The sequence below is a fragment of the Streptomyces sp. NPDC003697 genome (assembly GCF_053587115.1).
Map to the genome: position 1 here is coordinate 17,081 of NZ_JBSFNN010000041.1, position 15,098 is coordinate 32,178.

Sequence of the window (15,098 nt, forward strand, 5' to 3'; positions counted from 1 at the left end):
GATGACGGATGCCCTGTGGGTTCTGGCGCTATTACTGCTGACGGTGGCCGCGCTGGCCGCGGTGCGCCGTCGGCTGCCGGTCCTGTTCTGGTGGCTGGTCGGATACCCGGTCGTGATGCTGCGGGTGCTCACCTCGTACCGGGCCACCATGGACGCCTGCGGCCTGACGGTGCCGGCCTCGGCCGTCCGCCGGGCCACCGCCCGGATGATGGGGCGGCAGGCGGCCCCTGTACCGCCGCGCCGGGGGCTGCCCCGGCCGACCGGGTCCGGGCTCGTGATGCGGCTGCGCATGGCGGCCGGGCAGGCGCCCGAGGACTTCACCGCCTCGGCCGACCGGCTGCGGCACGCCTGGGGCGCGCACGCCGTGCACGTCCGCCCGACCAAGCCGGGGCGGCTGGAACTGCGGCTGGTCGGTTGGGATGTCCTCGCCGACGTCCGGCCTGCCCGTCGGTGGCTGCAGACCGGCCCGCTGTCCCTGCCGCTGGCGCTGCGTGAGGACGGGCACTGGCACGTCCGGGACTTTCGCACCGTGCCGCACGAACTCATCCTCGGCGCCACGCAGTCGGGCAAGTCCGTGTACCTGCGCAACCTGCTGTGCGGGCTGGCCCGACAACCCGTCGCACTCGTCGGCATCGACTGCAAATGGGGCGTCGAACTGGCCCCGTTCGCTCCCCGCCTGTCGGCGCTCGCCGACACGCCGGACCGCGCGAACGACCTCCTCGACGTCCTGGTGGAAGAGATGGAAGCGCGGTTCCGCCTGATCGGCATGAAGGGCGGAACCGGTCCAGACGCCGTGCTCGCCTCGGACGTGTGGGGCCTGCCGGAGAAGGTACGACCAGTGCCGGTCGTGATCGTCGTCGACGAGATCGCCGAACTCTTCCTCGCCGCGAGCAAGGACGAGGAGAAGCGGCGGGACGCCATGGTCACCAAGCTCATCCGCCTTGCCCAACTCGGTCGCGCGGCCGGCATCTACCTGGAGGTGTGCGGGCAGCGCTTCGGCGCCGAACTCGGCAAGGGCGCCACCATGCTCCGGGCCCAGCTCACCGGCCGGGTCTGCCACCGCGTCAACGACGAGACCTCCGCCAATATGGCGCTCGGCGACATCGCACCCGAAGCGGCGCTGGCCGCAACCTCCATCCCCGCCGAACGGCCCGGCGTCGCGGTCGTCGGCGACTCCTCCGGCGGCTGGTCCCGCGTCCGCTCGCCCCACCTCACCCTCGACGACGCGGCAGCCGTCTGCCGCGACACCTGGGGCCTGGTCCCGGAACTGCCCCGCCTCGACCCCTTCCGGCCCGCCGTCACCGCGGAGCCCACCGGGCCTTCTCCTGCCGTCCCCGTGGCGCCCACCGCTCGCCCGGTGACCGAGTAACCGCGCTCCTCCCACGGCCGGCGTGGCCGTCTCGCGCCACGTCCCTACCCCTCCCATGCCCGAAACCGGAAGGAAGCCGAGCCGATGCGTGCCCACCTGGCCCGAGTGGACGCCGTGGTCGTCCAGGCCGTCATCGCCGGCGCCCTGTCCTTCTCGCATCTGCACGACCTCGCCGCGGCGGCCGGACAGGGCGGCTGGAAGGCGTGGGCCTACCCCGTGAGTGTCGACCTGCTGCTCGTCGCCGCCTGGCGCCGGATGCGCCAGCAGCAGCGAGCGGGGCAGGCGGCCGGGAGTCCGCGGCTGTGGTTCCTGGTGGCCCTGGCCGCATCCCTCGGCGCCAACGTCGCCACGGCCGGGCTCCTCGACCTTGACCACGTACCGGCATCGCTCCGCGTAGTCGTCGCGGGCTGGCCCGCCGTCGCCTTCTTCGGTGGAACGCTGCTGGCCCACACTCCGCACGACCCGCTAGCGCCGGCGGCCCCGGCCTTCTCCTCGACGACGGACACGGACGCAGAGCCGCAGCCCGCCCCGGCCGCCGTCGACGGGTCAGACCGTGACGCACTTCCGGCACCCTCCACCGGCCCCGAACCGGCTCCGGAACCCATTGCCGAACCGGTCGCCACCCCGACCTCGACCCCGGCGCCGGCTCCCGCCGCATCCCTGCCGCCCGCCCTCGTCGACCGCGTCCGGGCCTTGGCTGAGGAACACCGCACGGCCACCGGCCACCCCGCCGACCCCGACGCCGTACGCGCCCGGCTCGGCCTGCCCCCGTCCATGACCCCGTCCGTCGCCGCGCACCTCTGAGAGGAGCCCCACCGTGAACCGGCGCTTTCGCAACCTCCGCCGCATCGGCCCCGTCAACGTCGCCTCCTACATCGACCGCGGCCGCAACCGCCACCTGGCCGCCTGCACCGCACCCCGCTGCGACTTCTCCGCCGAGTACGACAGCCGCGCCGCCGCCGAACTCGCCGCCCGCACCCACCGCTGCCCGGCCTGACAGGAGACCACCGCAATGGACGTTCCGCTCTGGCTCGCCCTGCTCGTCGTCGGCGTCCTCGGCGTCAAGCTCATCCGCCCACCCTGGTGGCTCATCGCCGTCCTGCTCGTCGGCGGCTACCTCCTCGCCGACAGCCTGCTCGCCCCCGTCATCGACAACTTCCTCAAGTAACCCGCGGAAGGAGACCCGTTCATGTTCCGGCCGAAGATCCCGACCATGCCCCAGCCGACCGGCCTCGTGACCCCGCCCGCCGTCGTCGAACCGACCACCATCACACCGGGCGTCCCCACCCCGCCGCCGGCCACTGTTCCCCCGGCTCCGAGCCGACCGGCCGTCCAGCTCACCCCCGTCACCGCGCTCGCCCTCGTCGGCGGCGGCACCGCCGTGGTCCTGGTCGTCGGCGCCGTCCTGGTCTCCATGCTCCTCGCCGTCGCCATCACCGCCACGTCCGTGGCCGTGTGCGTCGTCGTCATCCGCTCCATCCTCACCCGCCGCTGACCTCGTAGCTCCGCCCGCCCGGCCTGCCCATGCTGTCTAGCCCCCTCGACAGGCCGGGCTTCCGCACCGTACGTCCACTCCCTGCAAGGAGGAACCCGCACATGCACCCTGCGGCTCCGACCGCAGCCATCCGCCAGCTGGCAGCACTTGCCCAGCACGGCGACCTCAGCGCCTACGCCCACCAGATCCAGCGCCTCGGCGGCTGCGAGCGGCCCGTCCGGATGGAGGGCCACCGGCTCGACGTCCACGCCGCCACCGGTGAGATCGTCCGCGAGATTGCCGACCGTGACCTTCCGGCCGGACAGCTCCTCATCCGCTGCAACAACCGCCGCGCCACCCGGTGCGCCTCCTGCGCCGAGATCTACCGCAAAGACACCTTCCACCTGGTCACCGCCGGACTGAGCGGCGGCAAAGGCATCGGCCCGGCCGTCGCCCAACACCCGCGCGTCTTCGCCACCTTCACCGCCCCGTCCTTCGGCCCCGTCCACAACCGCCCCGGCGGCGGCCGGTGCCGCTGCGGACGCCTCCACCCCGACGACGACCCCGCCCTCGGCACACCCCTGGACCCGGACCGCTACGACTACCGCGCAGCCGTACTGTGGAATGCACACGCCGGGACGCTCTGGGGACGCTTCACCACCTACCTGCGCCAGCACCTCGCCTCCCGCGCGGGCATCAAGCGCTCGGCACTGCGCCACTGCCTCAAGGTCTCCTACGCCAAGGTCGCCGAGTACCAGCGGCGCGGCGCCGTCCACTTCCACGCCGTCATCCGCCTCGACGGACCGGACGGCGCTGAGGACGCCCCACCGGCGTGGGCCACCACGGAACTGCTCACGGACGCGATCCGCTCCGCGGCCCGGATGGCCGAGGCACCCGGCCCGGTCCTCGACGGGCACGAATACGCCTTCCGCTTCGGCGAACAGCTCGACATCCGCCCCATCCGCTCCGCCGACTTCGCGGGCACCTCGGAACTGTCCAGCCGCGCCGTGGCCGCCTACATCGCCAAGTACGCCACCAAGGGCGCCGAGACCGCCGGCACTCTCGACCGGCCCATCCGCAACCCGATCACCGACCTGATCGGCTCGGGCGTCACCGACCACGCCCGGCGCATGATCCTCACCTGCTGGCAGCTCGGCGCGCTGCCCGAACTCGAGCCTCTGCGCCTGCGCAAGTGGGCCCACATGCTCGGCTTCCGCGGCCACTTCTCCACCAAGTCCCGCGCCTACTCCGTCACCCTCGGCGCCCTCCGCCAGGAACGCGCCGACCACAACGAAGCCCTGGCCCGCGGACGCGCGGCCGAGGCGGGCCACCCGCTGCCCGACCCGGACACCGTCCTCGTCCTCTCCCACTGGGTCTTCGCCGGCACTGGGCTGACGGCTGCAGAGACCTGGCTCGCGGCCTCTCGTCACCCCACTGTCTCAATGGAAGGAGAGTCCATCCGTGGCTGATCGCTATCTCACCGTGGCACAGGTGGCCGAACTCCTCGGCACCACAGAGCGCTTCCCGCGTCGTCTGATCGCCGAGCGACGCATCGTGTTCGTCAAGGTCGGCCGTCACGTCCGCATCCCGGAGAGCGCGCTGAACGCCTTCATCGACGCCAACACGGTGCGGCCGATCGGCCACCGGCGCGGACCTCTGCGGAGGGCTGCCTGATGGCCAACAAGAAGGGGAAGCGCCGGGACTTCGGTTCGGTCCGACAGCTTCCGTCCGGTCGTTGGCAGGTCCGTTACCGGGATCCGGAGACGGGGCAACTGCGTCCGGCGGAGACGACGTACGCGACCAAGACCGATGCCCAGGTAGCCCTGACGCACATCGAGTCGGACATCGTGCGCGGGCAGTGGTCGGACCCGGACGCCGGGGCGGTGAACTTCGCCGAGTACGCCACCGCGTGGCTGCGGGACCGGAAGCTCGCGGACCGCACCCGTGAGCGGAACGAGTCAGTGATGCGGCTGCACATCCTGCCCACCTTCGGGGCCGGGACGGTGGCCGACGTGACCACTGCCCGCGTGCGGAGCTGGCGCGGCAAGCTCCTGGCGGCCGGCGTCGGTGAGCCGTCGGTCGTCAAGGCGTACCAGTTGTTGCGTGCCCTGATGAACACGGCCGTGGACGACGAGCTGATCCGGCGCAATCCGTGCCGCATCAAGGGTGCGGATCGGTACGACGTGCCCGAGCGGCCGGTCCTCACGGTGGCGGAGGTCTTCGCCGTCGCCGACTCCATCGCGCCGCGCTACCGGTTGCTCGTGCTCTTGGCGGCCTTCACCACTTTGCGGTTCGGGGAGCTGGCGGCCCTGCGGTGCCGGGACGTCGACCTGGAGGGGCTGACGGTCACCGTGCGCCGGGCTCAGGCCGAGCTGCAGGACGGCCGGCTCTTCGACAAGGCGCCGAAGTCCGCGGCCGGGGTGCGCTCGGTCTCCTTCCCGGCCGAACTCCTCGACGAGGTGACGCGCCACTTGGAGCACTTCGCCGCTCCCGGCCGTGACGGTCATGTCTTCGTCGGGCCGCAGGGCGGGCAACTACGGCGGAGCAACTTCCGGGACGACTGGGTCAAGGCCCGGAAGGCTGCCGGGGTCACGGCCGAGCTGCACTTCCACGATCTTCGGCACACGGGCAACACGCTGGCCTCGACGGCCGGGGCCAGCACGCGGGAGCTGATGACGAGGATGGGGCACAGCAGCTCCCGGGCCGCGCTGATCTACCAGCACATGACCAGCGATCGGGACCGGGTCATCGCGGATCGGCTCGGGGCCATGATCCGCGAGGGTGAGGGGAGGGCCACCGACTAGGGGAAGTGGCATTAGCGGCACGCGTGTGGCACGGACCCGGACACGATGAAGGGCCAGCCTGAGAGGAAACCCCTCCTGAGCTGGCCCTTCCGCCTGTGCCCCCGGCCACCCCTCAACGCGAACTGTGGGCGGGAAGGTCGGCTGGCGGCCCATGGACGCGGAAGATCTCGCTGAGCGAAGAGCGTGCTGCCCGCTGAAGGGGAGGCGCGCGAGGCCGGCCAGATCCGGCGGACGCCGGTTGAGAAGACGATCACCTTCCTGGAAGGACCGCACCCATGTCGGGTGCCGCACCACCGAAAGCTGACGGGCCGACCTCGCCACAACTCATGCTGATGCAACAGCTCTGCTATTGCAAGTTCTTCGCAACAAAGTCGTAGGCTGTCCAAGGACGATCAACTCATCGAAGGAGACGCGCCAGATGAGCACCTACGCGCTTCCCGACCTGCCCTACGACTACTCAGCGCTCGCGCCGGCCATCACGCCGGAGATCCTGGAACTGCACCACGCCAAGCACCACGCCGCCTACGTCAAGGGAGCCAACGACACGCTGGAGCAGATCGCCGACGTTCGCGACAAGGACCAGATCACACCCACCGGCCTCGTCGGCCTGGAGAAGACCTTCGCCTTCAACCTCTCCGGGCACGTCCTGCACTCGATCTTCTGGCAGAACCTCTCCCCGGACGGCGGCGACCGCCCCGACGGAGCGCTGGCGACCGCGATCGACGAGCACCTGGGCGGCTTCGAAGCCTTCAAGAAGCAGCTCACAATGGCCACCACATCCGTGCAGGGCTCGGGCTGGGGTGTGCTCGCCTGGGAGCCCCTGGGCAAGCGCCTGATCGTGGAGCAGGTCTACGACCATCACGGCAATGTCGGCCAGGGCAGCACCCCGCTGCTCGTCTTCGACGCCTGGGAGCACGCCTACTACCTGCAGTACAAGAACGTCCGACCGGACTACGTCACCAAGCTCTGGGACCTGGTCAACTGGGAGGACGTCGCCACCCGCTACGCCGCGGTCGCCGGCGCCTGACCGGCGTCATCGCGTCCTGATCAAGTCCTTGGACATCCGAGTCTGATCCGCAGGGGTGAGGAGAGGGCCACCGGTTAGGGAATGTGGCGTCTGCGTGGCATTAGTGGCACGCGTGTGGCACGACCCCTGAAACGGCGAAGGGCCAGCCTGGGAGGGAACCCCTCCTGAGCTGGCCCTTCTGGCTGTGCCCCCGGCAGGATTCGAACCTGCGACACCCGCTTTAGGAGAGCGGTGCTCTATCCCCTGAGCTACGAAGGCAGGGCTTGCGGTCGGCGGGCCGGGTGCTGTGGGTGAGCGTCCGGTCTTGCCTGGGCAAGGTGGTGACCGCCACCGAGGCGGTCCCTCACAGAGTAGCGGATCAGCGCCGTGCGGTGGGCAGAGGCCCGCGGCGTCAGCAGGTCGTTGGCCGAGACGGGTGTGGTCAGGTCCGAGACGGTGCGGTCAGGTCAGGGGGACATGGGCGAAGCGGGAGGCCATGTGGAGGTCCGACTCGATGCGTGCGGCCGTCTCCCGCAGGGCCGGGAGCAGGTGCTCGACGCACTCCTCGCGCGTGTGGCGTGCCGCGTGCATCGCCAGGTTCGCCGCCGCCACCACCGTGCCCGCGCGGTCGCGGATCGGCACCGCGAGGGAGCGCAGGCCCTGCTCCAGTTCCTCGTCGACCAGGGCGTAGCCCGCGGAGTCGACCTCGGTCAGGGGGGCGGGAGGGTCCGCGGCGTCCGGCCGGTCGGCCAGGAGGACGCGGCCCAGGGCCGTGGGGTGGGCCGGCAGGCGCGTGCCCACGGTGATGTTCACGCTCATGATGCGGTTCGTGGTGGCTCGGGCGGTGTACTGGATCTCCTCTCCCGAGGGCGTCAGTACCGCCAGCGACGCCGACTCCTGGACCCGGGCGGCCAGGTCCTCCAGGTGCGGCTGCGCGATGCGGGGCAGTGAGGTGCGTGACAGGGGTGGGAAGCCGAGGGAGAGCACCCTGGGCGTGAGGGTGAACGTGCGGTTCTCCTCCTGCCGCACCAGGCCCAGGTGCTCGTGGGTGATCAGGGCCCTGCGTGCCGTCGCCCGGGCCAGTCCCGTCGCCGTGGCGACGTCGGTCAGGGTCAGGGCGGTCCTGCCCTCGCCGAAGGCGGTCAGGACCGTCAGGCCGCGGGCCAGGGACTCGATGAACTCCCGGCCCAGTTCCTGTTTTGACGCCGCCGTCCAGACCGCCAGGCCGGCGGGGGGCGGCGGGGCCTGGGGCGCCGGGGCCTCGCGCAGGTCCCGTTCCATCGCCGCGACCGTCGCCCGGAGGCGGGGGAGCAGCGTGTCGTGGAGGCTCCGGGCCGAGTGGCGGCTGGTGTGGCTGACCACGCTGGCCACGCACGCGATCCGGCGGGTACCGGGGGCGCGTACGGGGACCGAGACGGCGACCAGGCCCGGCTCGATCAGCTGGTCGTCCAGCGACCAGCCGTCCTGCCGTGCCCGCGCGGTGCGTTGTTCGAAGTCTTCGGGGAGGGGGCCGCCGGACGTCCGGTCAACGGTGACCGCCGGGGTGTCCTCGCGTCGGGGTACCGCCGGGAAGGCCCTGTCCTCCGGGTCCGCCGCGCGCCGTTCGTGCCAGTGCCGCCAGTCCTCGTCCGTCCACTCCGTCGCGAACAGCGGCCCCGGAGCGGTGCGTTCGGCCGGGAGCAGGTCGCCGATGCGGAAGCTCAGCGACATCGCGCGGCGCCGGGTCGCCTGGTGGATGAAGCGGATGCCGTCGCGGTCGCCGACCGCGAGCGAGACGGACTCGTCCAGTTCGTCGGCGAGGGCGTCGGCGCGCGCGTCGAGCAGGGTCGGCAGGCGGAGGGCGGCCAGGTAGGCGTTGCCGAGTTCCATGAGGTGGGGGGTGAGGGTGGCGTCCCGGCCGTCGAGGCGGACGTAGCCCATGCGCGCGAGGGTCGCGGTGACGCGGTCCACCGTGGAACGGGCCAGGCGGGTCGCCCGCTCCAGGCCGCTCAGGCTCAGTGTGCCGCCGGCCTCCGTCAGCTGCCGCAGCACGGCCACCCCCCGCATCAGCGGAGCGACCGCCTCGGGGGGGACGGGCGGTGCGGGCGCGACCACCTCGAGAGGAACGGGTGGCGTGGTGGGTACGGGCACGGAGGAGGCTCCGGTCACGGCTTTTCCGGCCGAGGCCCCGCCGCCGGTCTCGGCTTCTTCGGCGCCGGCGGTCTCGTCGGCCTCCGTCGTGGTGTTCGCGGGCATCGGTTCTCCGGTACGGCGGTCGCAGCAGGCCTACGGTAGTCCCGGCCTCGTTCCTCGTGGGTTCCCCCACCGGGAGAGTCCTCACCGGGAGTGCGATTCACCAGGTCACCGGGGGGAGAACGACGTACCGAGGCACCCCGGCTCAGCGCCGCGTCACCCGCACCCGGTAGTTGCCCTCCAGGTCCGCTGCGGCGACGTCGATCTGGATGCCCCGCTTCGGGTCCTTGAAGGTCTGGCCCGGTACGAAGGGCGCGTCGGAGAGCTCCGCGTGCACGTTGGGGCTGCGGGTGCAGCCGCCGCTGTTGCGGTGGGCGTCGTAGATCGTGACGGGACCGCGGCCGGTGTCTATGTTCGCGTCGACCTTGTAGATGAGGAGGCCCGGCCGGCACACCATCTCGTCGTTGCCGTCCTGGGTGCGCAGTTCGATGGCGTAGCCGGCGCGGCCGTCGACGGGGACGAAGACCAGCTTCGGTCCGCCCGCGCGGCCCAGCGGCGTCAGCTTGAACTCGGCCGTGCCCCGTTTCGCCGCGCAGCTCACCTGCGTGGCGTCCAGCCAGCCCAGCTTCCACTTGTGCCAGCCGAGGAGGTCGTTGTCGGCTCCCCAGTCCTCGCTCATGATGTCCCAGTGGCCGACGGCGCCCCCGCCCTCGGGCGTGTAGAGGTCGGGCAGGCCGAAGACGTGGCCGTTCTCGTGGGGCAGGACCCGGAAGCCGGTGCGGTCGTAGGAGCCGGAGCCGTCGTCCTGGCGGGAGTAGACGAAGGAGGCGTTCGCGACCGGGACGCCGTCGGCGACTGGGGCGTCCGGGTTGCCGGCGAACGTGACGGACAGGACCGTGTCGAGGGCGGAGGGGCCGGCGTTCGGGGTGACCAGGACGTTCAGGAGGTCGAAGTCGCGGAAGTCGACCTTCGGGTCGGCGGCGGCCACGATGTCCTGGACCAGTTTCCGGTAGCCGGGGTCGAAAGGGGCGCCGCGCCCTATGCCGTATGCCTTGAACGGCTTGGGCATCCGCAGCCACCGGGGTATAGGGGTCCCGACGCGGTAGTCGAGCCGGCCGTAGGAGGCGGAGCGGAACCAGTCCTGCGTCTGCGGGAAGAACTCGTGGAGGCGGTCGAGCGCGCTGCCCTCTCCGTGCGCGTCGGAGAAGTCGACCATCAGGGTGAGGGCGTGGACGGTGCCGGTCGACCGCGAGTAGCCGCCGAGGGTCGGTATGCCCTCCGACATCTGCACGGCCCGGTGGCCGTTGATCAGACAGGGGCTGAGGGCGGGCAGACGGGTGAAGTCGGTGGCCGCCGCGCCGGCCGCCCGGTAGCCCGCCCTGAGGTGCCCGGTCCCGGCCGAGGTGCCGACCGCCAGTATCAGCACGGACACCGAGGCGAGGGCGGTCGCACGGCGCGCGCGTATCCGGGGGCGGCGGGGCTGCGGCTGCATGCATGGACCTTTCGCTCCCAGGCAGCCGCCGGTCTCCGGCTGCACCCTTTCGATCACCCTGTGTCGTGGGTGCAGGGGACGCGCGCTGGAAGAGACCGATCGTGGGATTCCCGTCACCCGGCGGGTGGTTCAGGGAGCGCCGGAGGTGTGAGGACGGGGAGCGCGGCCGTGTTCGGGGGCGTTTCAGGGGCGCCGCGGGGCGGCCGGGCGCGGGCGGGCCTGGCGCACGGTCCGGCGTCCGACGGTGTGTCGCAGGTCACGTCAACTCGTCGCGGTCCGGGAAATAACCGGGGAACGATTCCCCGTTTACGCCTGTGTCGAGCGAAACGGGGAGTCCTTCCCCGGATGGCGGCAGCCGGGGGGACTCGGGGCGGCGTCCGGAACAACTCCGGGTCGCGGTGGCCTGCGTCGGCTGCGGTGGCCTGGGCGACTCGGGGAAACCCGAGTACTCGCGGGCGCGATCGCCGGGAGTCCTCGCGGCGGGCCGTACTCGACGACGCGCCACCCCGGTGGACACAGCACGACCAGGCCACGACCACACGACCCGACACGACCGACATCAGGAGGACGCCGTGCAGACGACCGTCACCCCCGTGCCGCGCAAGGTGACCCGGCCGCGTGCCGACGCCCTGCGCAACCGGGAGCGGATCGTCACCGCCGCCCGGGAGATGTTCGTCGAACACGGCCCCGAGGTGCCGTTCGACGAGATCGCCCGCCGGGCCGGCGTCGGCAACGCCACGGTGTACCGCAACTTCCCGGACCGCGACGCGCTGGCCCGCGAGGTCGTCTGCTCCGTCATGGACCGGACGGCTCAGGCGGCCGAGCAGGCGCTCGCGGAGACCGGTGACGCCTTCGCGGCCCTGGAGCGGTTCGTGCACACCGCCGCCGACGAGCGGATCAGCGCGCTGTGCCCCATGGTCTCCAGCTCCTTCGACCGGCACCACCCCGATCTGGAAGCCGCCCGGGAAAGGATCGAGCGCCTTGTCGCGGAGGTCATGGACCGCGCCAAGGCGGCCGGGCAGCTCCGGACCGACGTGGGCGTCGGTGACCTGATGCTGGCGGTGGCTCAGCTCAGCCGGCCCCCGGCGGGCACCTGCTGTCCCGGCGTCGACCGCTTCGCCCACCGTCATCTGCAACTGCTGCTCGACGGGCTGCGGGCTCCGGCCCGCTCCGCCCTGCCGGGCACGGCCGCGACCATGGAGGATCTTCGCCAGGCCTGAGCCGATGAGTTCCGCAGGCTTCACCCGTCAGAACACCGGACGACACTCCGGGCGGCCGCCGACGTAGCCGAGCCGCCCTCGTCGTCGACGGTCGCGTCCCGTGCGCGGCCGCTCGGCAGCCGCGGCGCCTCACGCCGGCCTCACCGCCGGCCGCCGTCTCCCGACCGCCCGTCACCCCTTTCTCTTTCCGGCTCCCCCTCCTTCCGTTCCTTCTCCCGTTCGCCACGCTTCACCACGTTCACCTCGTTCACCACGTTCACCACGCTTTTTCCGTCACGAAGTCCCGGAGTGGGTATCCCCATGTCTGAAACAGCCTCGAAGGCCCCGGCCCAGGCTCCCGGCGTCCCGGACGCCAACCGCTGGAAGGCGCTCGTGTTCATCGCGCTCGCCCAGCTGATGGTCGTCCTGGACGGCACCATCGTGAACATCGCGCTGCCCTCGGCCCAGCAGGACCTGGGCATCTCCGACGGCAACCGCCAGTGGGTCGTCACGGCCTACGCACTCGCCTTCGGCGGTCTGCTGCTCTTCGGCGGCCGCATCGCCGACCTGTGGGGCCGCAAGCGCGCCTTCGTCACCGGCCTGGCCGGCTTCGCCGCGGCCTCCGCGCTCGGCGGCGCGGCCACGAACGGGGCGATGATGTTCGGCGCCCGCGCCCTGCAGGGCGTCTTCGGCGCCGTCCTGGCGCCGGCCGCGCTGTCCCTGCTGGCCGTGATGTTCAGCGATGCCAAGGAGCGCGCCAAGGCGTTCGGCATCTACGGCGCGATCGCGGGCGGTGGCGGTGCCGTCGGCCTCATCCTCGGTGGGGTCCTCACCGAGTACCTGGACTGGCGCTGGACCTTCTTCGTCAACGCCCCCTTCGCCGTCGTGGCCGCGGCCGGTGCCTACTTCGTCGTCCGCGAGCCGGAGGGCGGCCGCAACCGCTCGCCGCTCGACATCCCCGGTGTGGTCCTGTCCACCCTCGGCCTGGTGGCGCTGGTGTACGGCTTCACGCGGGCCGAGTCCGACGGCTGGGGCGACTCGACGACGATCGGCATGTTCGTCGGGTCCGCCGTCCTGCTCCTCGCCTTCGTCCTCGTCGAGTCGAAGGTCAAGGCCCCGCTGCTGCCGCTGCGCGTGGTCACCGAGCGCAACCGCGGCGGCGTCTACCTCTCCCTGGGCCTGGCGATCATCGCCATGTTCGGCCTGTTCCTCTTCCTGACCTACTACCTGCAGGTCGTGAAGGGCTACTCGCCGGTGACGACGGGCTTCGCCTTCCTGCCCATGGTCGCGGGCATGATCACCGGCTCCACCCAGATCGGTGCCCGACTGATGACCCGGGTCGCGCCGCGGCTGCTGATGGGCCCCGGCTTCCTGGTGGCGTCCCTCGGCATGCTGCTGCTGACGCAGATGGAGACCGGCTCCTCGTACGTCGCGCTGCTGCTGCCGGCGATGCTGCTGCTCGGCCTCGGCATGGGTACCGCGTTCATGCCGGCCATGTCGCTGGCCACCCTCGGGGTCCAGCCGCGTGACGCCGGTGTCGCCTCCGCGATGGTCAACACCTCGCAGCAGGTGGGCGGCGCGATCGGCACGGCCCTGCTGAACACGATCGCCGCCTCCGCGACGACGGCGTACGTCCGGGACCACACCGGTGCCGCCGCCTCCAGGCCCCAGCAGCAGCTGGTCCAGCTGCAGGGCATGGTGCAGGGCTACACCAGCGCGATCTGGTTCGCCGTCGGCATCCTGGTCGTGGCCGCCGCCATCGCGGTGACCCTCGTCAACGCCGGGCGTCCGGGAGGTACCGCCGTGGCCGGTTCCCGCGCCGGGGCCGGTGCGGGTGCCGAGGAGGAGGTGGCGGTGCCGGTCGTCGCCCACTGAGCCGCACGGCCCACCCTCAGCGGAGCCAGGGCAGGTCCGCGCCCGCCTCGTCCGGCTGAAGTCCCTCGGCGACGATCTGCATGATCTCGCCGAGGGACTTCTGCTGTTCGGGGCTCAGCCGCTCGAACAGGGCCTGGCGCACGGCGGCCACGTGTCCCGGCGCGGTGCGCCGCAGCACCTCCTGGCCCTCCTCGGTCAGCACCGCGAACTGGCCCCGCTTGTCGGAGGGGCAGTCCTCGCGGCGGACCCAGCCGTTCCGCTCCAGCCGCGCCACGGCGTGGGACAGGCGCGAGCGGGTGATCTTGGCGTTCATGGCCAGCTCGGTCATCCGCAGCCGGCGGTCCGGTGCCTCGGCGAGCTGCACGAGGAGCGCGTAGTAGGTGTGCGGCATGCCCGCGTCACGCTGCAGCTGCCGGTCGAGGTGGTCCTCGAGGAGCGTGGTGGCGTGCAGGTACGAGCGCCAGATCCGCTGCTCGTCGGCGGTGAGCCAGCGGTGGTCCTCGGCTGCGCCGGAGTCGGTCGCGGATACGGGTGCCGTGTTCATGTGCTCCACTGTACGAGCCAATCCTTGAACCTTAAACAAACCGGGCGTAGGGTGGGCGACGAACGCTTTAGAGTTCAAGTAAAAGTGTTCACGTAGTCCGTTCACGTCATCAGGTCGAGTGGTCAGGACCTCGCGCAGGCGCTCGCACTCCCTGTCTCCCTGTGTGCCCGCGTCCGGCGGACCAGGCGAGGGCGGGGGCGCCGTCCGTGTCGTCCGCCGCCGCCGTCCGGAGGGAGCCGTCGTCATGTCCGCCGTCACCGAGGAGCCCACGCCCGTCGAGGGACGTATGCCCGCTCTCTATCTCAGTCATGGTGCCCCGCCCCTCGCGGACGACCCGGTGTGGCCCGGCGAGCTCTCCGCGTGGTCCGCGGGCCTGCCCCGCCCCCGGGCGATCCTCGTCGTCTCCGCCCACTGGGAGGAGGCCCCGCTCGCCCTCGGCGCGACGCGGACGGTCCCGCTCGTGTACGACTTCTGGGGCTTCCCGGAGCGGTACTACCAGGTGCGGTACGCGGCCCCCGGAGCCCCCGCACTGGCCGACAGCGTGCGCAAGCTGCTGCGCGGGCCCGGCATCCCGGTGCAGGACGTCCCCGACCGCGGCCTCGACCACGGCGCCTACGTCCCGCTCGTCGAGATGTTCCCCGCCGCCGACGTCCCCGTGCTGCAGATCTCCCTGCCGACCCTCGACCCGGAGAAGCTCATGGCCGTCGGCCGCCGGCTCGCGCCGCTGCGTGACGAGGGCGTACTGATCGTCGGTTCGGGCTTCTTCACCCACAACCTCGCGGCGCTGCGTCACGCCGGGCAGGGGGTGCCGAGCTGGTCGTCGGAGTTCGACGACTGGGGCCGGCGGGCCCTGGAGGCCCGGGACTGGGACGCCCTGCTGGACTTCCTGGACAAGGCCCCGGCCGGACGCTACGCCCACCCGCGCACGGAGCACTTCGCCCCGCTGTTCGTGACCATGGGCGCGGCCGAGGCGGGCGGTGAGCTCGACGCGCAGAGGTCCGTCATCGACGGGTTCTGGATGGGAATGGCCAAGCGGTCCGTGCAGTTCGGATGAGAGTCCGGTCGCGCGCCGGCGCGGCCGCGTGAGGTGTGGGCGCCGAAGGGCCGTGGAACCCATCGGGGTCCGGCGAGGCAACCCCGCGCCGGTGCGGCCCGTCCTCAAG

15 protein-coding genes and 1 tRNA gene are annotated in these 15,098 nt (G+C 71.9%); 12 read left to right on the forward strand and 4 right to left on the reverse strand.

The genetic code is table 11. From position 1 onward, the window contains the following. Position 1: 1 nt before the first annotated feature. The 9 genes from ACWDNY_RS18025 (at position 2) to ACWDNY_RS18065 (ending at position 6,674) form a co-directional block, all read left to right on the forward strand. Positions 2–1,369 (forward strand): FtsK/SpoIIIE domain-containing protein, encoded by a 1,368-nt coding sequence (locus ACWDNY_RS18025; protein WP_451646732.1) that lies wholly within the window; start codon positions 2–4, stop codon positions 1,367–1,369. A gap of 84 nt (positions 1,370–1,453) precedes the next feature. Beyond that, positions 1,454–2,173 carry a DUF2637 domain-containing protein gene (locus ACWDNY_RS18030; protein ID WP_451646733.1) on the forward strand — a complete coding sequence of 240 codons (720 nt, stop codon included), beginning with the start codon at positions 1,454–1,456 and terminating at the stop codon, positions 2,171–2,173. 13 nt (positions 2,174–2,186) lie between these two features. Then, the gene (locus ACWDNY_RS18035; RefSeq protein ID WP_451646734.1) at positions 2,187–2,366 is read left to right on the forward strand and encodes a mobile element transfer protein; all 180 of its coding nucleotides are present in this window, start codon (positions 2,187–2,189) and stop codon (positions 2,364–2,366) included. A gap of 15 nt (positions 2,367–2,381) precedes the next feature. Beyond that, positions 2,382–2,537, forward strand: coding sequence for a hypothetical protein (locus ACWDNY_RS18040; protein ID WP_451646735.1), 156 nt, complete (start codon positions 2,382–2,384; stop codon positions 2,535–2,537). Positions 2,538–2,558: 21 nt separating this feature from the next. Then, positions 2,559–2,864, forward strand: a complete 306-nt coding sequence (locus ACWDNY_RS18045; protein ID WP_451646736.1) for a SpdD-like protein — start codon at positions 2,559–2,561, stop codon at positions 2,862–2,864. Between the two features lie 101 nt (positions 2,865–2,965). Next, a complete protein-coding gene (locus ACWDNY_RS18050) occupies positions 2,966–4,312 on the forward strand; it encodes a replication initiator (protein ID WP_451646737.1) in 1,347 nt (448 codons plus the stop codon). Beyond that, positions 4,305–4,517 (forward strand): excisionase family DNA-binding protein, encoded by a 213-nt coding sequence (locus tag ACWDNY_RS18055; RefSeq protein ID WP_451646738.1) that lies wholly within the window; start codon positions 4,305–4,307, stop codon positions 4,515–4,517. Before ACWDNY_RS18050 ends, ACWDNY_RS18055 begins: the two co-directional genes overlap by 8 nt. After that, a complete protein-coding gene (locus ACWDNY_RS18060; RefSeq protein WP_451646739.1) occupies positions 4,517–5,647 on the forward strand; it encodes a tyrosine-type recombinase/integrase in 1,131 nt (376 codons plus the stop codon). The genes ACWDNY_RS18055 and ACWDNY_RS18060 overlap by 1 nt, the downstream gene beginning before the upstream one ends. A gap of 418 nt (positions 5,648–6,065) precedes the next feature. Further along, positions 6,066–6,674 carry a superoxide dismutase gene (locus tag ACWDNY_RS18065; protein ID WP_451646740.1) on the forward strand — a complete coding sequence of 203 codons (609 nt, stop codon included), beginning with the start codon at positions 6,066–6,068 and terminating at the stop codon, positions 6,672–6,674. A gap of 185 nt (positions 6,675–6,859) precedes the next feature. On the opposite strand, the gene ACWDNY_RS18070 is transcribed toward ACWDNY_RS18065, so the two are convergent. From ACWDNY_RS18070 to ACWDNY_RS18080, 3 genes are all read right to left on the reverse strand, one after another. After that, a tRNA-Arg gene (locus ACWDNY_RS18070) sits at positions 6,860–6,932 on the reverse strand. Between the two features lie 183 nt (positions 6,933–7,115). After that, complete coding sequence (locus tag ACWDNY_RS18075) at positions 7,116–8,699, reverse strand: IclR family transcriptional regulator domain-containing protein (protein WP_451646768.1); 1,584 nt, start codon at positions 8,697–8,699, stop codon at positions 7,116–7,118. 331 nt (positions 8,700–9,030) lie between these two features. After that, entirely contained in the window at positions 9,031–10,317 is a 1,287-nt protein-coding gene (locus ACWDNY_RS18080; protein ID WP_451646741.1) for a M6 family metalloprotease domain-containing protein, read from the reverse strand. Positions 10,318–10,889: 572 nt separating this feature from the next. Here ACWDNY_RS18080 and ACWDNY_RS18085 point away from each other — a divergent pair. After that, positions 10,890–11,537, forward strand: coding sequence for a TetR/AcrR family transcriptional regulator (locus ACWDNY_RS18085; RefSeq protein ID WP_451646742.1), 648 nt, complete (start codon positions 10,890–10,892; stop codon positions 11,535–11,537). A gap of 300 nt (positions 11,538–11,837) precedes the next feature. Next, on the forward strand, positions 11,838–13,391 hold the full coding sequence (locus ACWDNY_RS18090) for an MFS transporter (RefSeq protein ID WP_451646744.1): 1,554 nt from the start codon (positions 11,838–11,840) through the stop codon (positions 13,389–13,391). Positions 13,392–13,407: 16 nt separating this feature from the next. Here ACWDNY_RS18090 and ACWDNY_RS18095 read toward each other — a convergent pair whose 3' ends face one another. After that, positions 13,408–13,935, reverse strand: coding sequence for a MarR family winged helix-turn-helix transcriptional regulator (locus tag ACWDNY_RS18095; protein WP_451646745.1), 528 nt, complete (start codon positions 13,933–13,935; stop codon positions 13,408–13,410). Positions 13,936–14,179: 244 nt separating this feature from the next. Here ACWDNY_RS18095 and ACWDNY_RS18100 point away from each other — a divergent pair, with 244 nt between their 5' ends. Continuing rightward, a complete protein-coding gene (locus tag ACWDNY_RS18100) occupies positions 14,180–14,989 on the forward strand; it encodes a dioxygenase family protein (protein WP_451646746.1) in 810 nt (269 codons plus the stop codon). Positions 14,990–15,098: the final 109 nt, after the last annotated feature.